Annotated in this window: 18 protein-coding genes and 2 riboswitches; of the genes, 16 read left to right on the plus strand and 2 right to left on the minus strand. The window is 68.9% G+C overall.

What is annotated here, in order from left to right; genetic code table 11:
• The first annotated feature begins 123 nt into the window (after positions 1-123).
• The 4 genes from ACTIFV_RS08170 (at position 124) to gcvP (ending at position 5,974) form a co-directional block, all read left to right on the plus strand.
• Entirely contained in the window at positions 124-1,299 is a 1,176-nt protein-coding gene (locus ACTIFV_RS08170) for a MarP family serine protease (RefSeq protein WP_439592271.1), read from the plus strand.
• Between the two features lie 56 nt (positions 1,300-1,355).
• Positions 1,356-1,450: riboswitch (glycine riboswitch) on the plus strand.
• Positions 1,451-1,541, plus strand: a riboswitch (glycine riboswitch). It begins immediately after the preceding riboswitch.
• Positions 1,525-2,715, plus strand: a complete 1,191-nt coding sequence (gcvT, locus tag ACTIFV_RS08175) for a glycine cleavage system aminomethyltransferase GcvT (RefSeq protein ID WP_439592272.1) — start codon at positions 1,525-1,527, stop codon at positions 2,713-2,715. It overlaps the preceding riboswitch by 17 nt.
• Positions 2,712-3,095, plus strand: a complete 384-nt coding sequence (gene gcvH, locus ACTIFV_RS08180) for a glycine cleavage system protein GcvH (RefSeq protein ID WP_439592273.1) — start codon at positions 2,712-2,714, stop codon at positions 3,093-3,095. Before gcvT ends, gcvH begins: the two co-directional genes overlap by 4 nt.
• The gene (gcvP, locus tag ACTIFV_RS08185) at positions 3,092-5,974 is read left to right on the plus strand and encodes an aminomethyl-transferring glycine dehydrogenase (protein WP_439592274.1); all 2,883 of its coding nucleotides are present in this window, start codon (positions 3,092-3,094) and stop codon (positions 5,972-5,974) included. The genes gcvH and gcvP overlap by 4 nt, the downstream gene beginning before the upstream one ends.
• A gap of 140 nt (positions 5,975-6,114) precedes the next feature.
• Here the strand turns inward: gcvP and ACTIFV_RS08190 are convergent, their stop codons facing one another.
• Positions 6,115-6,948, minus strand: coding sequence for a CPBP family intramembrane glutamic endopeptidase (locus ACTIFV_RS08190; protein ID WP_439592275.1), 834 nt, complete (start codon positions 6,946-6,948; stop codon positions 6,115-6,117).
• 167 nt (positions 6,949-7,115) lie between these two features.
• Between ACTIFV_RS08190 and ACTIFV_RS08195 the strand changes: the two genes are divergently transcribed.
• The 3 genes from ACTIFV_RS08195 to ACTIFV_RS08205 all read left to right on the plus strand — a co-directional run bounded on the left by ACTIFV_RS08195 (position 7,116) and on the right by ACTIFV_RS08205 (position 11,769).
• Positions 7,116-8,957, plus strand: a complete 1,842-nt coding sequence (locus ACTIFV_RS08195) for an ABC transporter family substrate-binding protein (protein ID WP_439592276.1) — start codon at positions 7,116-7,118, stop codon at positions 8,955-8,957.
• Positions 8,958-9,113: 156 nt separating this feature from the next.
• A complete protein-coding gene (locus tag ACTIFV_RS08200) occupies positions 9,114-10,640 on the plus strand; it encodes an ABC transporter permease (RefSeq protein ID WP_439592277.1) in 1,527 nt (508 codons plus the stop codon).
• A 1-nt stretch (position 10,641) separates the two neighbouring features.
• Positions 10,642-11,769, plus strand: a complete 1,128-nt coding sequence (locus ACTIFV_RS08205; RefSeq protein WP_439592278.1) for an ABC transporter permease — start codon at positions 10,642-10,644, stop codon at positions 11,767-11,769.
• A 23-nt stretch (positions 11,770-11,792) separates the two neighbouring features.
• Here ACTIFV_RS08205 and ACTIFV_RS08210 read toward each other — a convergent pair whose 3' ends face one another.
• Entirely contained in the window at positions 11,793-12,428 is a 636-nt protein-coding gene (locus tag ACTIFV_RS08210) for a PH domain-containing protein (RefSeq protein WP_439592279.1), read from the minus strand.
• 44 nt (positions 12,429-12,472) lie between these two features.
• Between ACTIFV_RS08210 and ACTIFV_RS08215 the strand changes: the two genes are divergently transcribed.
• The 9 genes from ACTIFV_RS08215 to ddaH all read left to right on the plus strand — a co-directional run bounded on the left by ACTIFV_RS08215 (position 12,473) and on the right by ddaH (position 21,602).
• The gene (locus ACTIFV_RS08215; protein ID WP_439592280.1) at positions 12,473-14,260 is read left to right on the plus strand and encodes an ABC transporter ATP-binding protein; all 1,788 of its coding nucleotides are present in this window, start codon (positions 12,473-12,475) and stop codon (positions 14,258-14,260) included.
• A gap of 83 nt (positions 14,261-14,343) precedes the next feature.
• Positions 14,344-16,254 (plus strand): translational GTPase TypA, encoded by a 1,911-nt coding sequence (typA, locus tag ACTIFV_RS08220; protein WP_439592281.1) that lies wholly within the window; start codon positions 14,344-14,346, stop codon positions 16,252-16,254.
• A gap of 115 nt (positions 16,255-16,369) precedes the next feature.
• Positions 16,370-17,134 carry an AzlC family ABC transporter permease gene (locus ACTIFV_RS08225; RefSeq protein WP_439592282.1) on the plus strand — a complete coding sequence of 255 codons (765 nt, stop codon included), beginning with the start codon at positions 16,370-16,372 and terminating at the stop codon, positions 17,132-17,134.
• The gene (locus tag ACTIFV_RS08230) at positions 17,131-17,445 is read left to right on the plus strand and encodes an AzlD domain-containing protein (RefSeq protein WP_439592283.1); all 315 of its coding nucleotides are present in this window, start codon (positions 17,131-17,133) and stop codon (positions 17,443-17,445) included. Before ACTIFV_RS08225 ends, ACTIFV_RS08230 begins: the two co-directional genes overlap by 4 nt.
• Positions 17,446-17,522: 77 nt before the next feature.
• Complete coding sequence (locus ACTIFV_RS08235) at positions 17,523-17,906, plus strand: DUF6113 family protein (RefSeq protein WP_439592284.1); 384 nt, start codon at positions 17,523-17,525, stop codon at positions 17,904-17,906.
• A 9-nt stretch (positions 17,907-17,915) separates the two neighbouring features.
• Complete coding sequence (gene fdxA / locus ACTIFV_RS08240; protein ID WP_439592285.1) at positions 17,916-18,236, plus strand: ferredoxin; 321 nt, start codon at positions 17,916-17,918, stop codon at positions 18,234-18,236.
• 2 nt (positions 18,237-18,238) lie between these two features.
• Complete coding sequence (dapC, locus tag ACTIFV_RS08245; RefSeq protein ID WP_439592286.1) at positions 18,239-19,351, plus strand: succinyldiaminopimelate transaminase; 1,113 nt, start codon at positions 18,239-18,241, stop codon at positions 19,349-19,351.
• A 178-nt stretch (positions 19,352-19,529) separates the two neighbouring features.
• Positions 19,530-20,825 (plus strand): citrate synthase, encoded by a 1,296-nt coding sequence (locus ACTIFV_RS08250; RefSeq protein WP_439592287.1) that lies wholly within the window; start codon positions 19,530-19,532, stop codon positions 20,823-20,825.
• A gap of 15 nt (positions 20,826-20,840) precedes the next feature.
• Positions 20,841-21,602 carry a dimethylargininase gene (ddaH, locus tag ACTIFV_RS08255; RefSeq protein ID WP_439592288.1) on the plus strand — a complete coding sequence of 254 codons (762 nt, stop codon included), beginning with the start codon at positions 20,841-20,843 and terminating at the stop codon, positions 21,600-21,602.
• Positions 21,603-21,604: the final 2 nt, after the last annotated feature.

The following is a 21,604-nucleotide window of genomic DNA, read 5'->3' on the forward strand; positions in this document are numbered from 1 at the left end:
TGACTCTAACTGTCGAATCGATCTTATAGTCATCACGACAAGAAGGCAAACCGGTGTCCGGACACGACGCGGACGCATAGGTTCGCGTTCTACGCTGGCTCGGCCGACAAGGGAGGGGGAGGAATGCTGATCGTCGACGTGCTCGTCATCGTCATCCTCGTCGTCGCGCTCGTCTCGGGTCTCTCCCGCGGATTCTTCGCGAGCATCGGGACGCTCCTGGGGCTCATCGCCGGCGGTGTCGCGGCCTTCTGGCTGACACCTCTCGTGAGCGCATGGGTGCCTTCGCCCGGGTGGCGCACGGTCGCCGTCCTCGTGACCGTCGGCGTGCTGCTCGCGGGCGGCGCGGCGATCGGCGCGGCCATCGGCTCGGCTCTGCGCGGGGGAGTGCAGAAGCTCCGGCTCGGCGTCGTCGATCGACTGTTCGGAGGCGTCGCCGGCGTCGTCATCGCGGCGCTGTCGCTCGTTCTCGTCGCCCCCGCGATCACGGCCATCGGCATGCCCGGGGTGTCCTCCGCCGTCGCGTCGTCGCGAGTGATCCAGACGATCGACGTGCTCACGCCCCCGATGGTCGATTCGGCGCTCGCCGAGCTGCGCTCGGCCGTGCTCGACGACGGACTGCCGCGGCTCGGGGGCCTGCTCGCTCCGGATGCCTCCGTCGAGCCGTCTCCTCCCGTCGTCCTCGACGACCCCGCGCTCCAGACGGCGGCCGCATCGGTCGCTCGGGTGTCGGGCACCGCCTTCTCGTGCGGCCGCAGCTTCACCGGGAGCGGCTTCGTCGTGAGCCCCGACCGGATCGTCACCAACGCGCACGTCGTGGCGGGCGTCGATGCCCCCGTCGTGGAGCTCCCGGGGCTCGGCGCTCGCGAGGGTCGGATCGTCTATTTCGACCCCGAGGACGACCTCGCCGTCATCGCGGTGGACGACCTGGGCGTGGCGCCGCTCGTCGTCGCGCCGACGCTCGCGCCGGGAGCAGCCGCTGTCGCTCTCGGCTATCCCCTCGGCGGCCCGTTCACCTCCTCGCCGGCCGGCGTGCTCTCGCTCGCGACGGTGCCCGTCGACGATGTCTACGGGCAGCGCCAGGTGCTGCGAGAGGTCTACTCGCTGCAGGCCTCGGTGCGGCCCGGCAACTCGGGCGGCCCTCTCGTCACCGGCGACGGACGTGTCGCAGGCGTCGTGTTCGCGCGCGCGATCGACGACCCGGATCGCGGGTACGCCATGACGACGGCGGAGCTCGCTCCGGTCGCCGAACGCGCACCCGCGCTCTCGGAGCCCGTGTCCTCCGGATCGTGCGTGGACTGACACCGCGATGACGGCCGCGCGCCGATATGCTGGACCCACAATCGAAGACAGGCCGCATGACGTGTGCGGGAGAACTCCGGCATCCATCCGCGGAGTACCGAAGGAGCAAGCCTCCCCGCCAATCTCTCAGGTCCCGTACCGCACACGTCCGGCCGCTCTGGAAAAGGCACCGCTCAGCGGCGTCTGCCGAAGGTGAAAGCCCGCACGGGCGAAGCTCTCAGGCCAATGACAGAGGGGGAGTTCACCGTCGCCGGTCCCGGCGACGCCCCGCCGACCTCGGGAGAACTCGTGTCCGAACCTCGCTCGACCCCGCTCCGCGCCCGTCACGAAGCACTGGGCGCCGCCTTCACCGACTTCGGCGGATGGATGATGCCCGTCCGCTACACGTCGGATCTCGCCGAGCACCACGCGGTGCGCACGGCGGCCGGCCTCTTCGACATCTCGCACATGGCGCAGTTCGGCGTCGCGGGGCCGGATCGGGAGGCGTTCCTCGCCTACGCGCTCGCGTTCGATCCGTCGAAGCTCGCGCTGTCGAAGGCGAAGTACACGATGATCCTCGCCCCGAGCGGCGGCATCATCGACGACCTCATCGTGACCCGCAACGCCGAGGATCGGTTCCTCATCGTCGCGAACGCCGGCAACCGCGAACCCGTGCGCGAAGCGCTCCAGGAGCGCCTCGAGGGATTCGACGCGCAGCTCGTCGAGCTCGACGACGCGCTCATCGCCGTCCAGGGCCCGCGTGCGCGCGAGATCCTCGAGGCCGTCGACGGACTCGTCCACGACGACGACCTCGCCATGGGGCACACGCTCGCGTCGCTTCCGTACTACACGGCGATGGGCATGCGCTTCGCCGGCGGCACCGTGCTCGTCAGCCGCACGGGCTACACGGGCGAGGACGGCTTCGAGATCAGTGTCGACGCCGACGCCGTCGAGGCGCTGTGGCAGGCGATCACCGTCGCCGGCGAGCCGTTCGGTCTCTCTCCCGCGGGTCTGGCCTCACGCGACACCCTTCGTCTCGAGGCGGGCATGCCCCTCTACGGTCACGAACTGTCGCTCGACATCGTCCCCGCGCAGGCGGGGCTCGGGCGCGTCGTCCCGCTGAAGACGAAAGAGGCGGACTTCGTCGGCCGCGCGGCGCTCGAGAGCGTCATCGCCGCCGACGCCCCCGTCCTCGTCGGACTCGTGGCCGACGGCAAGCGCGCGGGCCGCGCGGGGTACGCGGTGTTCGACGGCGACACCCGCGTCGGCGAGATCACGAGCGGCGCGCTGAGCCCGACGCTCGGGCATCCCATCGCCATGGCCTTCGTCTCGCCCCGTGTGAGCGAACCCGGAACCGAACTGTCCATCGACGTGCGCGGGACCCGCATCCCCGCGACCGTCACCACCCTTCCCTTCTACAAGAGGACCGCGCAATGACCGATCTCACCAGCCTCAAGTACACCGCCGAGCACGAGTGGATCGCCGTCGACGGCGATGTCGCGACCGTCGGCATCACCGATTACGCGGCCGACAAGCTCGGCGACGTCGTCTTCGTCGAGCTGCCGTCGGTCGGCTCCGGCGTCGCCGCGTCGACGGTCGTCGGCGAGATCGAGTCGACGAAGTCCGTCGGCGAGCTGTACGCGCCGCTCGACGGCGAGGTCGTCGAGGTCAACGACGCCGTCGTCGCCGACCCGTCGCTGGTCAACTCCGACCCGTACGGCGAGGGCTGGCTCGTGAAGATCTCGATCGACGCAGCAGCACTCGACGGTCTCCTCGACCGCGAGGCGTACGTCGCGCTCACGGGCGGCGACGAATGACGGGCGCGTTCCGGGACCGTCACATCGGGACGGATGCCGCGGCCCAGGCGACCATGCTCGCCGCGCTCGGCTACGACACGGTCCACGCGCTCGTCGAGCGCGCTGTTCCGGCATCCATCCACGTCCGCCCGCGCGAGACGAGCGACATCCCGCCCGCCGCGACCGAGGCCGAGGCGCTCGCCGAGCTCCGCGGACTCGCGTCGCAGAACCGCACCGCGCGCCCCATGATCGGTCTCGGCTACTACGACACCTTCACGCCGTCGGTCATCGCGCGGAACGTGCTCGAGAACCCGTCGTGGTACACCGCCTACACGCCCTACCAGCCCGAGATCTCGCAGGGCCGGCTCGAGGCGCTCATCAACTTCCAGACGATGGTCACCGATCTCACGGGACTCGCCACGGCGAACGCGTCGATGCTCGACGAGTCGACCGCCGTCGTCGAGGGCATGCTCGTCGCCCGCCGCGCGTCGAAGTCGTCGTCGAACGTGTTCCTCGTCGATGCCGACACGCTCCCGCAGACGAAGGCGCTGCTCGAGCACCGCGCAGCGGCCGTGGGGATCGAGCTGCACTACACGCCCTACGGCGATTCGCCGCCGCCGAGCGACATCGACGTCTTCGGCGCGTTCATCCAGTACCCCGGTGCCTCCGGGCGCGTGTGGGACCCGACGGAGGTCATCGGCGCCGTCCAGGCCCAGGGCGGCCTCGTCGTCGTCGCGGCCGACCTGCTCGCGCTCACGCTGCTGCGTTCGCCGGGCTCGCTCGGCGCCGACGTCGCCGTGGGCACGACGCAGCGCTTCGGAGTGCCGCTCGGCTTCGGCGGACCGCACGCGGGCTACATGGCGGTGCGCGCGGGACTCGAGCGTCAGCTGCCGGGGCGTCTCGTGGGAGTGTCGATGGATGCCGCGGGCCATCCCGCCTACCGCCTCTCGCTGCAGACGCGAGAGCAGCACATCCGGCGCGAGAAGGCGACCTCGAACATCTGCACCGCACAGGTGCTGCTGGCCGTCATGGCGGCGATGTACGCCGTCTACCACGGGCCCGATGGGCTCCGCGCGATCGCGACCGACGTCGCGCGCAAGGCGGAGGCGCTCGCATCCCGCCTGCGCGACCACGACCTGACGCTCGTGAGCGACGCGTTCTTCGACACGATCCGCGTGCATACGCCCGGACCGTCGCAGCGCGTCATCGAGCGGGCCCGCTCGAAGGGCTACCAGCTCTTCTGGGTGGACGACGCGACGGTGGGGGTCTCCGTCGACGAGACCACCACGGCCGACGACCTCGCCGCCGTCGCGTGGGCGTTCGGCCTTCCCGCGGCCGACGAGCACGATGTGCGCGACCTGCCGTTCGCCGATGCCGAGGCGCTTGCGGGCGTCTCCGTCGGGCTGTTCCGCGAGGACGAGTACCTCACGCATCCCGTCTTCAACTCGCACCGCTCCGAGACCGCCATGATGCGCTACCTCAAGCAGCTCGCCGATCGCGACTACGCACTCGACCGCGGGATGATCCCGCTCGGCTCGTGCACCATGAAGCTCAATGCGGCGACCGAGATGGCCGCCGTCTCGTGGCCCGAGTTCTCGCGCGTGCATCCCTTCGCGCCCGAGGCGGACGTGCGCGGCTACCTCGCGCTCGTCGAGCAGCTCGAGTCGTGGCTCGCCGAGGTCACGGGCTACGACGCCGTGTCCCTGCAGCCGAACGCCGGCTCGCAGGGCGAGCTCGCGGGGCTCATGGCGATCCGCGGCTACCACCGCGCGAACGGCGACCTCGACCGCACGGTCTGCCTCATCCCGTCGTCGGCGCACGGCACGAACGCGGCCTCCGCCGTGCTCGCGGGCATGAAGGTCGTCGTCGTCGCGTGCGACGAGGCCGGCAACGTCGACCTCGACGACCTGCGCGCGAAGATCGCGGCCCACGCCGACGAGCTGTCCGCGCTGATGATCACGTACCCGTCCACCCACGGGGTCTACGAGCACGACGTGCTCGAGATCACGCAGGCCGTGCACGACGCGGGAGGACAGGTCTACGTCGACGGCGCGAACCTCAACGCGCTCCTCGGATTCGCACGCTTCGGCGACCTCGGGGGCGACGTATCGCACCTGAATCTGCACAAGACGTTCGCGATCCCGCACGGCGGCGGCGGGCCGGGCGTCGGACCGGTCGCGGCGAAGGCGCACCTCGCGCCCTACCTGCCGTCGCACCCCCTGTCGCAGCGCGCCGACCACGCCGGCGGCTTCGTCTTCGACGGCGGGCCGATCTCGGCAGCCCCGTACGGCTCGGCATCCATCCTCCCCATCTCGTGGGCGTACGTCCGCATGATGGGCGCTGCGGGGCTGCGGGATGCCACGGCCGCCGCCGTGCTGTCGGCGAACTACATCGCGCACCGGCTGAAGGATCACTACCCCGTCCTGTACGCGGGCGAGGGCGGACTCGTCGCGCACGAGTGCATCCTCGACCTGCGGCCCCTGCGCGAGGCCACGGGCGTCACCGTCGACGATGTCGCCAAGCGGCTCATCGACTACGGCTTCCACGCCCCGACCATGTCGTTCCCCGTCGCGGGCACGCTCATGGTCGAGCCGACCGAGTCCGAGGACCTCGCCGAGATCGAGCGCTTCATCGAGGCGATGATCGCGATCAAGGCCGAGGCGGACGCCGTCGCGGCAGGGGAGTGGCCCGCCGACGACAACCCCCTCGTGAACGCGCCGCATACGGCGCAGACGGTCATCGAAGGCGAGTGGGACCACCCCTACTCCCGCGAGAAGGCCGTCTACCCCGTGCACACGCTCGTGCGCACGAAGTACTGGCCGCCCGTGCGCCGCATCGACCAGGCGTACGGCGACCGCAACCTCGTGTGCGCCTGCCCGCCGATCGAGGCCTTCGCCTAGCATCCGCCGTCGACCGGGTCATCCCGTCGATCGGCGCCTCGGCCTCGCGTCCGCCGTAGAAACCGAGTGATCCCGTCGAACCCCACCGTCACGGCCCGGGTTCGACGGGATCGCTCGGGTTCGGCGCCGGGGCGCGTGCGTCAGGGCGTCGGGGTCGGGGTTGGGGCGGGGGTGGGAGCGGGAGCGAAGACGCCGGGCCACCAGGCGGCCGCGAGCGGGTAGCCGACGAACGCGATGATGTCGATCAGCGTGTGGGCGATCACGAGCGGCATGACTCGGCCCCAGCGCTTGTAGCACCAGCCGAAGACGACGCCCATCGCGAAGTTGCCGACCATGGGACCGAAGCCCTGATAGGCGTGGTAGGTCGCCCGCAGGGCGGCCGTCGAGAGGATGATCGTCCACCAGCCCCACCCGATGCGCCGCAGGCGGTCGAACAGGTAGCCGAGGAAGATCACCTCTTCGGTGAGCCCGGCCCGCAGTGCGGCCAGCAGGAGGAGGGGGATCGTCCACCAGGAGGGATCGAGCGGCGCGGCATCCACCTGCACCGTGATCCCCAGTGCGCGGCCGAGGGCGTAGAGCCCGAGTCCCGGGATGCCGATGACGGCGACGAGCAGGATGCCGCGCCCCACATCGCCGCCGAAGCGCCGGAAGTCGAGGCCGATGCGCCGGAACGCCGACATCCCGGGCTCCCACAGCAGGTAGACCACCAGGGCCACGGGAGCCAGAGCGAACAGCAGCGAGAGGAACTGGTACAGGACGTCCCAGAACGCCGCAGCGCTCGCGCCGGGGTTGAGGGAGGTCTGCTGATCGCCGAGCGACTGCTCCTGCTGCAGTGCGCGGACGAGCTGGAGCACCGAATACAGGGCGGATCGCCCGACCGAGAGCGCCAGGACGATCCCGATCTCCCACCACAGCCGCGCGTTCGACGCGGGCTTGTGGATACCCTCCGGGGGAAGAGGCTCCGACGTGCTCACAATTGTCAGAATGTCACATCTGAGCGACTTTGAGTAAAGGGCTTGTAACGTTTTCCCGCTTTGATTTGATCGAAGATGAACGTCTGCTTATTGTTTCCCTACCCGTGCCCGACGCCGTAGCCGGCTGTCGTTGGCACAACCTCATCCCTGCACAGGAGGAATCAAGAGTGAAGATCACACGTCTGGCAGCGGGCGTAGGCGTCGTTGCGGTCGGGGCCATGGTCCTGGCCGGATGCACGCCCCCGCGCGAGTCGGAGGTCATCGAAGGCACCAGCATCACGGTTGCCTGGAACGACTTCTACTACGCCCTCAACGACGGCCTCGCCGACACGAACGCGACGGCCAACGCCGTCGTCAACTACATGGCGAAGTCGGGCTTCTGGCACTACAACGCCGACAGCGAGCTCGTGAAGGACACCGACTTCGGCACCTACGAGGTCGTCGAAGAAGACCCGCTCACGGTCAAGTACACCGTCAACGAGGGTGTCAAGTGGACCGACGGCACCGCCGTCGACGGCGCCGACCTCCTCCTGATCTGGACGGCGTTCACGACCCACCGCCAGGACGGCGAGGGCACGGCCGACGAAGAGACCGGCGAGCTCACGGGCCAGACGGGCACCTTCTGGAACACCGGCGCGACCGAGGGCTACGGCCTCGACAACGTCACCGAGGTTCCCGAGCTCGGCGACGACAACCGCTCGCTCACCTTCACCTACGACAACTTCTACGTCGACTGGGAGCTCGCGTTCTCGGGCCCCGGCATCTCGACCCACGGCACCGTCATGCTCGCGTACCCCGACGAGTACAAGGAGGGCGACGAGCAGAAGGCGAAGGACGACTTCGTCAAGGCCGTCCAGGACAACGACCTCGAGTGGCTCGCGCCCGTCTCCGAGGCGTTCAACCAGGACTACAAGTTCTCGAGCGGCACGCCCGACAACCCGCTGCAGCTGCTCTCGAACGGTCCTTACACGATCACCGAGGTCAACGCGACCGACGGCTACACGACGCTGACGGCGAACCCCGACTTCACGTGGGGCCCCTCGCCCAAGTACGAATCGATCACGGTTCGCGTCATCCCCGACATGCAGGCGCAGATCACCGCGCTGGAGAACGGCGAGATCTCGATCGCGTCGGGCCAGCCCACGGCTGACATCGCCGCGCTTCTCGGCGCGGGCGTCGAGGGTGTCGAGTACTCGGGCTCGCCCGAGGGCACGTACGAGCACATCGACCTGCAGGTCGGCAACGGCGGTCCGTTCGACCCCGCGACCTACGGTGGCGACGAGGAGAAGGCTCTCAAGGTCCGCCAGGCGTTCCTGAAGATCATCCCCCGTCAGGAGATCCTCGAGAAGCTCATCCAGCCGCTCCAGCCCGATGCAGAGCTGCGCAACTCGCAGATCTTCCTCCCGGGTACGGACGGTGCCGAGGCTGCTGCCGAGGTCAACGGCTACGCCGAGATGACCGAGCCCGACGTCGAGGGCGCGAAGGCGCTCCTGGCCGAGGCCGGCGTCACCAACCCCACGGTCCGCTTCCTGTTCTCGAACACGAACGAGCGCCGCAAGCAGGAGTTCCTGCTCATCCAGCCCTACGCAGCGGAGGCAGGCTTCAACCTCGTCGACTCGTCGCGTCAGGACTGGAGCAACGCGCTCTCGGCCGCCACGACCGAGTACGACGCAGCGCTCTTCGGCTGGCAGTCCACCTCGACCGCCGTCGGCGAGTCGGCGGCGAACTACCAGACGACCGGCCTGAACAACTTCTACGGCTGGTCGAACGAAGAGCTCGACGGACTCTTCGACAAGCTCTCGAGCTCGTCGGACCCGGATGAGCAGACCGACCTGCGCGTGCAGGCCGAGGAGATCGTCGGCGCCCAGGCGTGGTCGGTTCCGATCTTCCAGTTCCCCGGTATCACCGCGTGGAGCGACCAGACGGAGGGTGTGGTTCCGGGCTTCCTGAGCCCGACCTACTTCTGGAACTTCTGGGACTGGAAGCCGGTCGACGCTGCCGCGGAGTGATCCACGGAGTATGACCAGCAGATAGCTCTGCAAGTCAGAGGGGGGCGCCGGATGCCCGGCGCCCCCCTTCCCCTGGTCACTGCGGCCTTCTACCCCGTGCCGTAGTGTCTTACGCGTGGCTCCGAACGAGCCCAGCGAGAGAGGGCACACCCCCACGTGTTCAGCTATATCGTGCGGCGGCTCATCGCAGCCGTCCTCATCGTCTTCGCGGCGAGCTACATGATCTACATCCTGGCCGCCAACGCCGGCGACCCCCTGGAAGATCTGCGCGGCTCCACCGCACCCAACAAGGAGCAGCTCATCGCTGCGAAGGTGCAGCAGCTGCACCTCGACGTCCCGCCCTACCTCAGATACTTCATCTGGCTCGGCGGCGTCCTCAAAGGCTTCACCGGCAACATCGACCTCGGCTACAACATCAAGGGCCAGGAGGTCGCCGCTCAGGTCGGCATCGGCATCGGCCAGACCGTCCAGCTCGTCGTCGCGGCAACGGTGCTCGCGATCCTGCTCGGCGTCGCGATCGGCATGGCGACGGCCCTGCGCCAGTACAGCGGCTTCGACTACAGCGTGACCTTCATCGCGTTCCTCTTCTTCTCGCTCCCGGTGTTCTGGGTCGCGCAGATCCTCAAGATGTACGTCGCGATCGGGTTCAACAACTTCTTGGCAGACCCGGTCGTAGCCCCATGGATCGTGATCGTGTCGGCTGTCGTCGTCGGCTTCGCCTGGGCGAGCATCGTCGGCGGCGCGGCGAAGAAGTACTTCCTCAACTTCGGCATCGCCACCGTGGTGACGGGGGCCGGTCTCTTCTTCATCCTCTACACCGGATGGCTCGATGCCCCGTCGCTGGGCGTCATCGGCATCCTGATCATCGGTCTCGCCGCGGCGTTCGCGGTCACCTGGATCACGGCGGGCTTCTCGAACCGCAAGGTCATCTACACGGCCCTCGTGGCGGCTGTCGCGGGCGCGGCTCTGTGGTACCCGTTCAACTACCTGTTCTTCTACGTGCCCGGGTACCTGTCCTGGCTCGTCGTCTTCGTCGTCATGATCGCCATCGCCGTCGGTGCCGCGTTCATCTTCGGCGGGGACGAGCGTCCCTCGTCGATCCGCGCGGGTGTCATCGTCGCGATCATCTCGTCGATCCTCATCATCGTCGATCGCGTCATGGCCTCGTGGCCCGACTACGTGCAGCTCACGAACGGCCGCCCGATCGCCACGATCGGATCGTCGACCCCGAACCTCCAGGGCAGCGTCTGGATCCAGACGCTCGACAACTTCACGCACCTCCTCCTCCCGACGATCGCGCTCATGCTCCTCTCGCTCGCCGCGTGGAGCCGGTACTCGCGAGGCAGCCTCCTCGAGGTGATGAACCAGGACTACGTGCGCACCGCGCGGGCGAAGGGCCTCAGCGAGCGCACGGTCATCATGCGCCACGCCTTCCGCAACGCCATGATCCCGATCGCGACGCTCGTCGCCTTCGAGATCGGCGGCATCATCGGCGGCGCGGCGATCACCGAGACGGTCTTCGGCTGGAACGGCGTCGGACGCATGTTCGTCCAGGCCGTCCAGCAGGTCGACCTCAACACCGTGATGGCGGTCTTCCTCATCACCTCGATCGTGACGCTCGTCTTCAACCTCCTCGCCGACCTCTCGTACTCGGCGCTCGACCCGCGGATCCGGGTGAACTGACATGGCAACCAAAGAACCGACTCCCACCGAGTCCCTCAACGAAGTCCTCACGATCGAGCAGCGGGAGGTCGAGGGTCTCAGCCAGGCGACGATCGTCCGCCGCCGCTTCTTCCGTCACCGCGGTGCCGTCTCGGCGATGATCGTCCTCGGGCTGCTGTTCATCCTGATCTACTCGTCCATCGGCTTCGACATCTTCGGCATCAAGGTGCCGGGCTGGTATCCGCACACCTACCTGCAGCGGTTCGATGTCGCGCTCCCGGGCGGTCAGCCCACATGGGTGCTGCCGTTCGACTTCGGCGAGTTCCCGTTCGGACAGGACGAGATCGGCCGCGACATCTTCGCGCTCGTGATGCGCGGCGCCCAGCAGTCGATCACGGTCATGGTCGTCTACGGCTTCGTCGCCGGCGTGCTCGGCATCGTGGTCGGCGCCATCGCGGGCTTCTACCGCGGGTGGGTGGATGCCGTGCTCATGCGCATCACGGACGTCATCATCATCGTCCCGTTCCTCATCCTCGCCGCCGTCATCGGTCGCGCGACGGGTGACTTCGGAGCGTTCGCGCTGGCCGTCGCACTCGGGCTCTTCGGCTGGACGGCGCTCGCGCGTCTGGTCCGCGGCGAGTTCCTCTCGCTCCGCGAGCGCGAGTTCGTCGACGCGGCGCGGGTCGCGGGTGCGTCCAATCCGCACATCCTGTTCCGCCACATCCTCCCCAACGCGATGGGCGTCGTGATCGTCGCGATCTCGCTCCTCATGTCGGGTGCGATCCTCACGGAGGCCGCGCTGAGCTTCCTCGGCGTCGGCGTCCAGTCGCCCGACGTCTCGCTCGGCCAGATCCTCAACCAGTACCAGGGGGCGTTCTCGACGCGTCCGTGGCTGTTCTGGTGGCCGGGTCTTTTCATCATCCTGCTGGCGCTCTGCGTCAACTTCATCGGCGACGGCCTTCGGGATGCCTTCGACCCGCGGCAGCGACGGATGCCGGGCAAGCGCGGTCCGTATCGACAGGCGTTCGGCGCGATGTTCGGCGGGTTCTCCGGTGGCGGTCGTTACGACACGGATCAGGAGGACGCCCGGAACCCGGGCGTCGTCGAGGTCACGTACGCCGACGACGAACTGCGCAAGGAATCGAACTAGTGGTGCTCGTCACACTCCGGGCATCACAGTCCCGGGAAGACGATCACCGCGATGCTCGCGGCGAGCGCCACGAGACTCACGGCGACGAGCAGAGGACGCACCGTCACGACGGCTCGTGCCGTCGTGTCGCGGCGAACGCCTTCGTGCTCGCGGCGCGCGAGCTCTCGGCGGATGACCGTCGCGGGAGCGCCCGAGGCCGAATCCACGGTGTCACCGGGCCGCGCCGCCCCGCCGGCGCGGACGGAATGCGGAGCGTCGCTCCAGTCGGTGCGGTTGGTCGCGCGGCGGCGGCTCATCGAGTCGCGCAGCGACGACGCGCCGCCGGGTGCGGGAGCGCCCCACGCGGAGAAGCTCCTGCCGCCCGAGCGCACGACGAGCGAGTAGCGGGTGTCGACGTCGTCGATGGCGCTGTACGGCACCTCGACGTCGCGAACGAGGTTGCGCAGTTCGACGCCCTCAGCGTCCGTGACGACGCTCGGACGCCAGAAGGCGAGCCATACGAACCAGCCGAGGCTCGCCAGCAGCACGACCGGCGCGAGTCCCGCCCCCACGATGATGCTCGACACCATGCCGGCGATGCAGATCGCCCAGACGACGAGCGTCAGGCCGATTCCGAAGCGGGAGCGGAAGACGATCCGGGGCATTTCAGGCTGATCCACGATCCCATGCTTCCACGAACCATTCGAGAGGACGGTGCTTTCGCATGAGCACGGTCGACACCACTGCGACTGCGGCGCCCGAGGCATCCGGCGACCGCCCCATCATCGAGGCGAAGGGCCTCGCCGTCGACTTCTGGGTCAACGGCGAATGGGTCAACGCCGTCAAGGGCATGGACTACAAGGTCCACCCGAGCGAGGTGCTCGCCATCGTCGGCGAGTCGGGATCGGGCAAGTCGGTCAGCTCGATGTCGCTCCTCGGACTCCTCCCGCCGAACTCCCGTTCGCGCGGCAGCGTCAAGCTGCACGGTCGCGAGATCCTGAACGCCCCCGTCGAGTCGCTGCGCAAGATCCGCGGCAACAAGATCGCGGTGATCTTCCAGGAGCCGATGACGGCCCTGAACCCCGTGTACCGCATCGGCTTCCAGATCACCGAGGCGATCCGCGTCCACAGCAACATGCCGCCGGCGCAGGCCAAGGAGCGCGCGCTCGAGCTGCTGAAGCTCGTCGAGATGCCCGATCCCGAGAAGGCGTACAACTCCTTCCCGCACCAGCTGTCCGGTGGGCAGCGTCAGCGCGCGATGATCGCGCAGTCGATCTCGTGCGACCCCGACGTGCTGATCGCCGACGAGCCGACGACGGCGCTGGACGTCACGATCCAGGCCGAGATCCTGGATCTGCTGCGCAGCCTCCACAAGCGCCTCAACAGCGCGATCATCATCATCACCCACGACCTCGGCGTCGTGGCAGACCTCGCCGACAACGTCATCGTCATGAAGACGGGCGAGGTCGTCGAGCGCGGATCGGTGCACGAGATCTTCACCGATCCTCAGAACGACTACACGAAGGAACTCCTCGCAGCCGTGCCCAAGCTCGGGTACACCACCGAGGGCAAGACGGTTCGCACGGGCGAGCCCGTGCTCGAGCTGAAGAACGCCGTGATCGAGTACCCCGGCCGCCGCCGGGTGCCGGCGTTCCGCGCCGTCGACGACGTGAGCTTCGCGATCCACCCGGGCGAGATCGTCGGCCTCGTCGGCGAGTCGGGCTCGGGCAAGACGACCATCGCTCGCGGAGCGATCGGCCTGCTCCCGTTCAAGGAGGGCTCGGCCAAGGTCAACGGCGTCGAGCTCGTCGGCATCAAGCCGAACGCGCTGCGCGAGCTCCGCAAGGACATCGGCATCGTGTTCCAGGACCCGGGTTCGTCGCTCAACCCGCGCTGGCCCGTCGGCGAGTCCATCGGAGAGCCCCTGCAGCTCCTCGGCGACTTCACCAAGAAGGAGATCAGCACCCGGACCGAGGAGCTCCTCGATCAGGTGGAGCTGCCCCGGTCGTTCCGCAACCGGTATCCGCACGAGCTCTCGGGCGGTCAGCGCCAGCGCATCGGCATCGCCCGCGCCCTCGCGCTCAAGCCCAAGCTCCTCGTCGCCGACGAGCCGACGAGCGCCCTCGACGTCTCTGTCCAGGCTCGCGTCCTCGATCTGCTCGAGGCGCTTCAGGAGGAGCTCGGCTTCGCCTGCCTGTTCGTGAGCCACGACCTCGCGGTCGTCGATCGCCTCGCCGACCGCATCGTGGTGCTCAACCACGGCAAGCTCGTCGAAGAGGGCTCGCCCGACCAGATCCTGCGCAATCCGCAGCAGGCGTACACGAAGCGCCTCATCGCGGCGATCCCCGTGCCCGATCCCGCCGAGCAGGCCGTCCGTCGCGAAGAACGACGCCGTGTGCTCGATGCACAGCTGTCCTCGGGTGAGAAGATCGACGCCAACGACGAGACCGAGACCTTCACGCACGAGACGCCGGGCGAGGTCACCCCGCCTCCTCAGCTCCCGCACGCGTAGGTCGGAGGGCGGGCTCCCAGGAGCCCTGCGGTAGGCTGGTACGTCGGCTTCTCGACGCATCCACCCCACCGCAAGGATCATTCATGGCGCGCGCCCTCCGTCCCGACCTCCGCAACGTCGCGATCGTCGCTCACGTCGACCACGGCAAGACGACCCTCGTCGACGCCATGCTCCGCCAGACCGGCTCGTTCGGCTCGCACGAGCACATGGAAGAGCGCGCGATGGACTCGAACGATCTCGAGCGCGAAAAGGGCATCACGATCCTCGCCAAGAACACGGCGATCACGTACAGCGGGGCCCACTCCGACGTCCCCGTGACGATCAACGTCATCGACACCCCGGGTCACGCAGACTTCGGCGGCGAGGTCGAGCGCGGTCTGTCGATGGTCGACGGCGTCGTGCTGCTCGTGGATGCCTCCGAGGGGCCGCTGCCGCAGACCCGCTTCGTGCTGCGCAAGGCGCTCGAGGCGAAGCTTCCCGTCATCCTCCTGGTCAACAAGACCGATCGTCCCGACGCGCGCATCGCCGAGGTCGAGGAGGAGGCGCACGATCTGCTCCTGGGCCTCGCCTCCGACCTCCACGACGACGTGCCCGACCTCGACGTCGACGCCCTGCTCGACGTGCCGGTCGTCTACGCATCGGGTCGCGCGGGCGCGGCATCCCGCAACCGTCCCGAGAACGGCTCGCTGCCCGACAACGACGACCTCGAGCCGCTGTTCGGCGCGATCCTCGAGCACGTCCCGGCCCCCGAGTACGACGACGAGGCGCCGCTGCAGGCCTGGGTCACGAACCTCGACTCGAGCCCCTTCCTCGGCCGTCTCGCGCTGCTGCGCGTCTTCAACGGCACGCTCAAGAAGGGCCAGACGGTCGCGTGGGTGCGCGCCGACGGCTCCACGAGCAACGCCCGCATCACCGAGCTCCTCAAGACCCGTGCTCTCGACCGCTACCCGGCCGAGAGCGCCGGCCCCGGCGACATCGTCGCGATCGCGGGCTTCGAGGACATCACGATCGGCGAGACGATCGCCGACCCCGACGACGTGCGGGCGCTTCCGCCGATCCACGTCGACGACCCCGCGATCTCGATGACGATCGGCACCAACACCAGCCCGCTCGTGGGCAAGGTCAAGGGTCACAAGCTGACGGCGCGCATGGTGAAGGACCGTCTCGACCGCGAGCTCGTCGGCAACGTGTCGCTCAAGGTCGTCGACATCGGGCGTCCGGATGCGTGGGAGGTCCAGGGCCGCGGTGAGCTCGCTCTCGCGATCCTCGTCGAGAACATGCGCCGCGAGGGCTTCGAGCTCACGGTCGGCAAGCCCCAGGTCGTCACGAAGAAGGTCGACGGCAAGACGTACGAGCCCTTCGAGCACCTCACGATCGACGCGCCCGAGGAGTACCTCGGCGCGATCACGCAGCTGCTCGCGGCCCGCAAGGGCCGCATGGACAACATGACCAACCACGGCACGGGCTGGGTGCGCATGGAGTTCATCGTCCCCTCGCGCGGTCTCATCGGCTTCCGCACCGAGTTCCTGACGACCACGCGCGGCACGGGCATCGCGAACGCGATCTCGCACGGCTACGAGCCGTGGGCCGGCCACATCGTGACGCGCCAGAACGGCTCGATCGTCGCCGACCGCTCGGGCGTCGTGACGCCCTTCGCGATCATCGCGCTGCAGGAGCGCATGTCGTTCTTCGTGCAGCCCACGCAGGAGGTCTACGAGGGCATGGTCATCGGCGAGAACTCGCGCGCCGACGACATGGATGTGAACATCACGAAGGAGAAGAAGCTCACCAACATGCGCTCTTCGACGTCGGATTCGTTCGAGTCGATGACCCCTCCGCGCCAGCTCTCGCTCGAGGAGAGCCTCGAATTCGCGCGCGACGACGAATGCGTCGAGGTGACGCCCGAGATCGTGCGCATCCGCAAGGTGAACCTGGATGCGACGGAGCGCGCCCGCGCGACCGCGCGCCTCAAGCGCCAGGACGCCGGCGTCTGATCGGATTCCGCAGAAAGGGCAGGGGAGACCCTGCCCTTTCGCGTTGGCAGTGATCGGTCCACGGATGACCGAGCGGCACGCGGGACGGGTGAGCGCCCCTCGGTAGGCTCGATCGGTGAGCTCCGATCCGCCCTTCCACGACGCGCACGCGCCGGGGGAGTCGCGCCGCGCCGTGCGCGAGGGCCTCGGCGTCGCGCTCGCGACGAGCGCCTACGGCATCTCGTTCGGCGCGCTGTCGGTCGCGGCGGGGCTGGACATCTGGCAGACGTGCGTGTTGAGCCTGCTGATGTTCACGGGCGGCTCGCAGTTCGCCTTCGTGGGAGTCATCGGCGCGGGCGGACTGACCGCGGCTCCCGCGGCGATCGCGTCGGCATCGCTCCTCGGCGTCCGCAACATCGCGTACGGCATGCGCATGTCACCCGTCATCGGAGAGGGGTTCTGGAAGCGCACGGCGGCGGCCCAGTTCACGATCGACGAGTCCACGGCGGTATCGCTCGCCCAGACGTCGCGGCGGGCGCGGCTCTTCGGCTTCTGGGTCACGGGCATCGGGATCTACGTCGGCTGGAACCTGTCGACCCTTCTCGGCGGACTGCTCGGCGATGTGCTGGGCGACCCGAAGACGTACGGATTGGATGCCGCTGCCGCCGCCGCCTTCCTGGCGCTGCTCTGGCCGCGCCTGCGGCGCGCGCAGCCGATCGCGGTCGGGCTGGCAGCGGCGACCGTCGCGACGCTGCTGACGCCCGTGCTCATGCCGGGGCTCCCCGTGCTGCTCGCGGCCGTCGTCGCGATCGTGGTCGGCTGGTTCAACTGGCTCGGCACGCCCGACCCCGCGCCGCCCGCAGAGCCGGACGACGTCCCCGAGCGGGAGGGACTGCCGTGACCCTGTGGACCGCGGTGCTCGTGGCATCCATCGTCTGCGTCGCGCTCAAGACGCTCGGCTACCTCGTGCCGCCGAGATGGCTCGAGGCGCCGCGCCCGGCGCGCATCGCCGACCTTCTGACGGTCGCCCTCCTCGCAGCCCTCGTCGCGGTGCAGACGCTGGGAGCCGGGCAGGCGATCGTCGTGGACGCGCGCATCCCGGCGGTCCTCGTCGCCGCCGGCCTGCTGATGATGCGCGCGCCGTTCCTCGTCGTCGTCATCGCGGCGGCGGGCGTCGCGGCGCTCCTGCGGCTCTGGGGGTTCGCCGCGTGACGACGACCCCGGCCATTCCGAGCGAGCTGCTCGGCCGTGCGGAGCCGGGCGAGGACGCGTCGGCGTAGGCTTGCCGGGTGAAGTTCTCCTGGGCGCGCGCGGGCACATGGCTGATCGCGTTCATCGTCGGCGCGGTCTACGGTCTGGCCGGCACCATCGCGCACTCGTTCGCGATCGGATGGCTGCCCCTCGGGCTCATCCTGTCGCTCCTGGGCTGTGCCGCGATCCTCGCCGCCGTCCGTCTTCTCACCGCCGACCGCTGGTCGGCGCTCGCGGCCGGGATGGGCATGATGATCGCGACGCTCGTCTTCTCGGGCCGTGGGCCGGGCGGTTCGGTGATCGTGCCCGACTCGGTGCTCGGACAGGTGTGGACGATCGCGATCCCCATCCTCGTCCTTCTCGTGGTCGCCTGGCCGGCGCTTCCCCCGCGCCGGGCCGATGTGCCCCTCGAAGCGAATTAGACTGAACCCGTGACGTATGTGATCGCCCTCCCGTGCGTGGATGTCAAAGACCGTGCCTGCATCGACGAATGCCCGGTCGACTGCATCTACGAGGGTGAACGGAGCCTGTACATCCACCCCGACGAGTGCGTCGACTGCGGTGCGTGCGAACCGGTCTGCCCCGTCGAGGCGATCTACTACGAAGACGACCTGCCCGAAGAGTGGTCGGACTACTACAAGGCCAACGTCGAGTTCTTCGACGACGTGGGCTCGCCCGGCGGCGCTGCGAAGGTGGGTGTGATCCACAAGGACCACCCGATCATCGCGGCCCTCCCTCCGCAGGAGCACTGAGCGTGGGGGTCGCCGACCTCGCCGACTATCCGTGGGACGCCGTCGCTCCCTACGCGCAGGAGGCGCGCCGGCACCCGGACGGCATCGTCGATCTGTCGATCGGATCACCTGTCGACGCGACGCCCGCCCTCATCGCCGAGGCGCTGGCCGCGGGGACGGATGCCCATGCCTACCCGCAGACGATGGGCACGCCCGCCCTGCGTTCCGCGATCGCCGACTGGTACGCGCGTCGTCGCGGAGTGGCGGGCCTCGGCGCCGAGAACGTTCTGCCGACGGTCGGGTCCAAGGAGCTCGTCGCTCTGCTGCCGCTCCTCCTCGGCCTCGGATCCGGCGACGTCGTCGTCCACCCGCGCGCCGCATACCCCACGTACGAGGTCGGCGCGCGGCTCGTGGGCGCGACACCTCTCGCCGCCGACGACCCGGCCGAGTGGCCCACGGGTACGAAGCTCGTCTGGATCAATTCGCCGGGCAACCCCGACGGACGGGTGATGGATGCCGCATCCCTCCGCGCCGCGGTGACCCGGGCACGCGAGCTCGGCGCCGTCATCGCGTCCGACGAGTGCTACGCCGAGCTCGGGTGGGATGCCCCGTGGGATGCCGAGCCGATTCCGTCGGTGCTGGACCCGCGGGTCACGGACGGCGAGCTGCGCGGCATCCTGTCGGTGTACTCGCTCAGCAAGCAGTCGAATCTCGCCGGGTACCGTGCGGCGTTCCTCGCCGGCGATCCCGCGATCGTCGAGCGACTGCTCACCGGACGCAAGCACCTGGGGCTCATGCTGCCTGCTCCGGTGCAGCGGGCCATGACGGTCGCGCTGGCCGACGATGAGCACGTCGCGACGCAGAAGGAGCGGTACCGCCGGCGTCGCGAGGTGCTGAAGCCCGCCATCGAGGCGGCCGGTTTCCGCATCGACGGCAGCGAGGGCGGACTCTACCTGTGGGCGACCGAGGGGCGCGACGCGTGGGACAGCATGGGTCGTCTCGCGGCCCTCGGCATCCTGGCAGGACCAGGGCATTTCTACGGGTCGCACTATCCGCGGCACGTGCGTCTGTCGTTGACCGCGACCGACGAGCGCATCGACGCGGCCGCCGACCGACTGCGTTCAGTGGCACTCTAAGGGTTCCTACAGGCGATCCCCTGTCTGTTTGGCGGTGTCCGCGATAGGTTCCTCGGCCCGTTAGGCTGTAATAGCGCGCTGACGCGGCATCCCGTGTCCTCGCGTCCGTCCCCCGGGTCGTCATCGGCTGTCCGGAGGGGCGACACCCCCGCAGACCACACCAGCGCGAGGAGGCGGCGTGACCGACGCGAGCACCCAGCACGACAAGGCCGTTCTGACCGTCGGCGATCGCACGGCCGAGTTCCCGGTGCTGCGCGGCACCGACGGCGTGCCGAGCATCGACGTCTCGACGCTCACGCGCCAGACGGGGCATACGGCCCTCGACTACGGGTTCGTGAACACGGCGGCCACCAAGTCGGCGATCACCTTCATCGACGGCGACCAGGGAATCCTGCGCTACCGCGGGTACCCGATCGAGCAGCTCGCGAAGAACTCCAGCTACCTCGAGGTCGCGTGGCTCCTGCTGTACGGCGAGCTGCCGACCGCAGACGAGCTGGGCGAGTTCGACGAGAAGATCCGCCGGCACACGCTGCTCCACGAAGACCTCAAGCGCTTCTTCTCCGCGCTCCCGCACACGGCGCACCCCATGTCGGTGCTGTCGTCGGCCGTGTCGGCGCTGTCGACCTACTACGAGAACCAGTCCGACCCGCACAACCCCGAGCACGTCGAGCTGAACACGATCCGCATGCTCGCGAAGCTGCCCGTCATCGCGGCGTACGCGCACAAGAAGAGCATCGGCCAGGCCTTCCTCTACCCCGACAACTCGCTGAGCTTCGTCGACAACTTCCTCAAGCTCAACTTCGGCGTGCTCAGCGAGGTCTATCAGGTCGACCCCGTCATGTCGCGCGCGCTCGAGCGTCTGCTGATCCTGCACGAGGACCACGAGCAGAACGCCTCGACGTCCACGGTCCGGCTCGTCGGATCGACCGGTGCGAATCAGTTCTCCTCGATCTCCGCCGGCATCAACGCCCTCTACGGCCCGCTCCACGGCGGCGCCAACGAAGCCGTGCTCGACATGCTCGCGCGCATCCGCGATTCGGGCGAGAGCGTGCAGCGCTTCGTCGAGCGCGTGAAGAACAAGGAGGACGGCGTCAAGCTGATGGGCTTCGGACACCGGGTCTACAAGAACTACGACCCGCGCGCGAAGCTCGTGAAGGAGTCCGCCGACGAGGTGCTCTCGGCGCTCGGCGTGAGCGATCCGCTCCTCGATCTCGCGAAGGAGCTCGAGGAGATCGCGCTCAACGACGACTACTTCAAGGAGCGTCGCCTCTACCCGAACGTCGACTTCTACACGGGCGTGATCTACAAGGCGATGGGCTTCCCGACGCGCATGTTCACGGTGCTCTTCGCGATCGGCCGGCTGCCCGGCTGGCTCGCACACTGGCGCGAGATGCAGCACGACCCGCAGACCAAGATCGGCCGTCCGCAGCAGCTCTACGTGGGCGCTCCCGAGCGGAACTACCCGGGCGTCTGACGCTAGGGTCGGGGGATGCCCCGACTTCTCGTCCGCCCTCCGTCGCCGCTGCTCGCCGAGGGGGAGCTGACCCACCTCGATCGCGTCGCGGTCGATCCTGCGCTCGCCCGGAAGCAGTGGGAGGCGTACGTCGACGTCTACCGCTCGCGCGGGTGGGAGGTCATCGAGGTCGACCCCGCCGATGCGCACCCGGACGGCGTCTTCGTCGAGGACGCCGTGGTCGTGTTCGGCGACTTCGCGGCCCTGTGCCGGGCCGGAGCGGAGTCGCGCCGCGGCGAGGCCGCCACCGTGCGGGCGGCGGTCGAGGCATCCGGAATCGCTTACGCCACCATCGACGCGCCCGGAACGCTCGACGGCGGCGACGTGCTGAAGGTCGGGCGCACGGTCTACGTCGGCGCGTCATCCCGCACGAACGCTGCGGGCATCGCGCAGCTGCGCGACCTGCTCGCACCTCGCGGCTGGACGGTCGTCGAGATCCCCGTCACGAGAGTGCTGCACCTCAAGTCGGGCGTGACGGCTCTGCCGGACGGGACGGTCGTGGGCTTCGAGCCGCTGGTCGACGACGCGGCGCTGTTCCCGGTCTTCCTCGGCGTCCCCGAAGAGCACGGCACGGCGGTCGTCGTGCTCGACGAGGGCACGGTGCTCATGTCGTCGGACGCCCCCGAGACCGCGGCGCTGTATCGCGCGCGCGGCCTCGAGGTCGTGACGGCCGATGTCAGTGAGTTCGAGAAGCTCGAGGGCTGCGTCACGTGCCTGTCGGTACGGCTGAGGGACTGAGC

Origin of the sequence: Microbacterium sp., assembly GCF_051860965.1 — a bacterium.
Classification (GTDB): domain Bacteria; phylum Actinomycetota; class Actinomycetes; order Actinomycetales; family Microbacteriaceae; genus Microbacterium.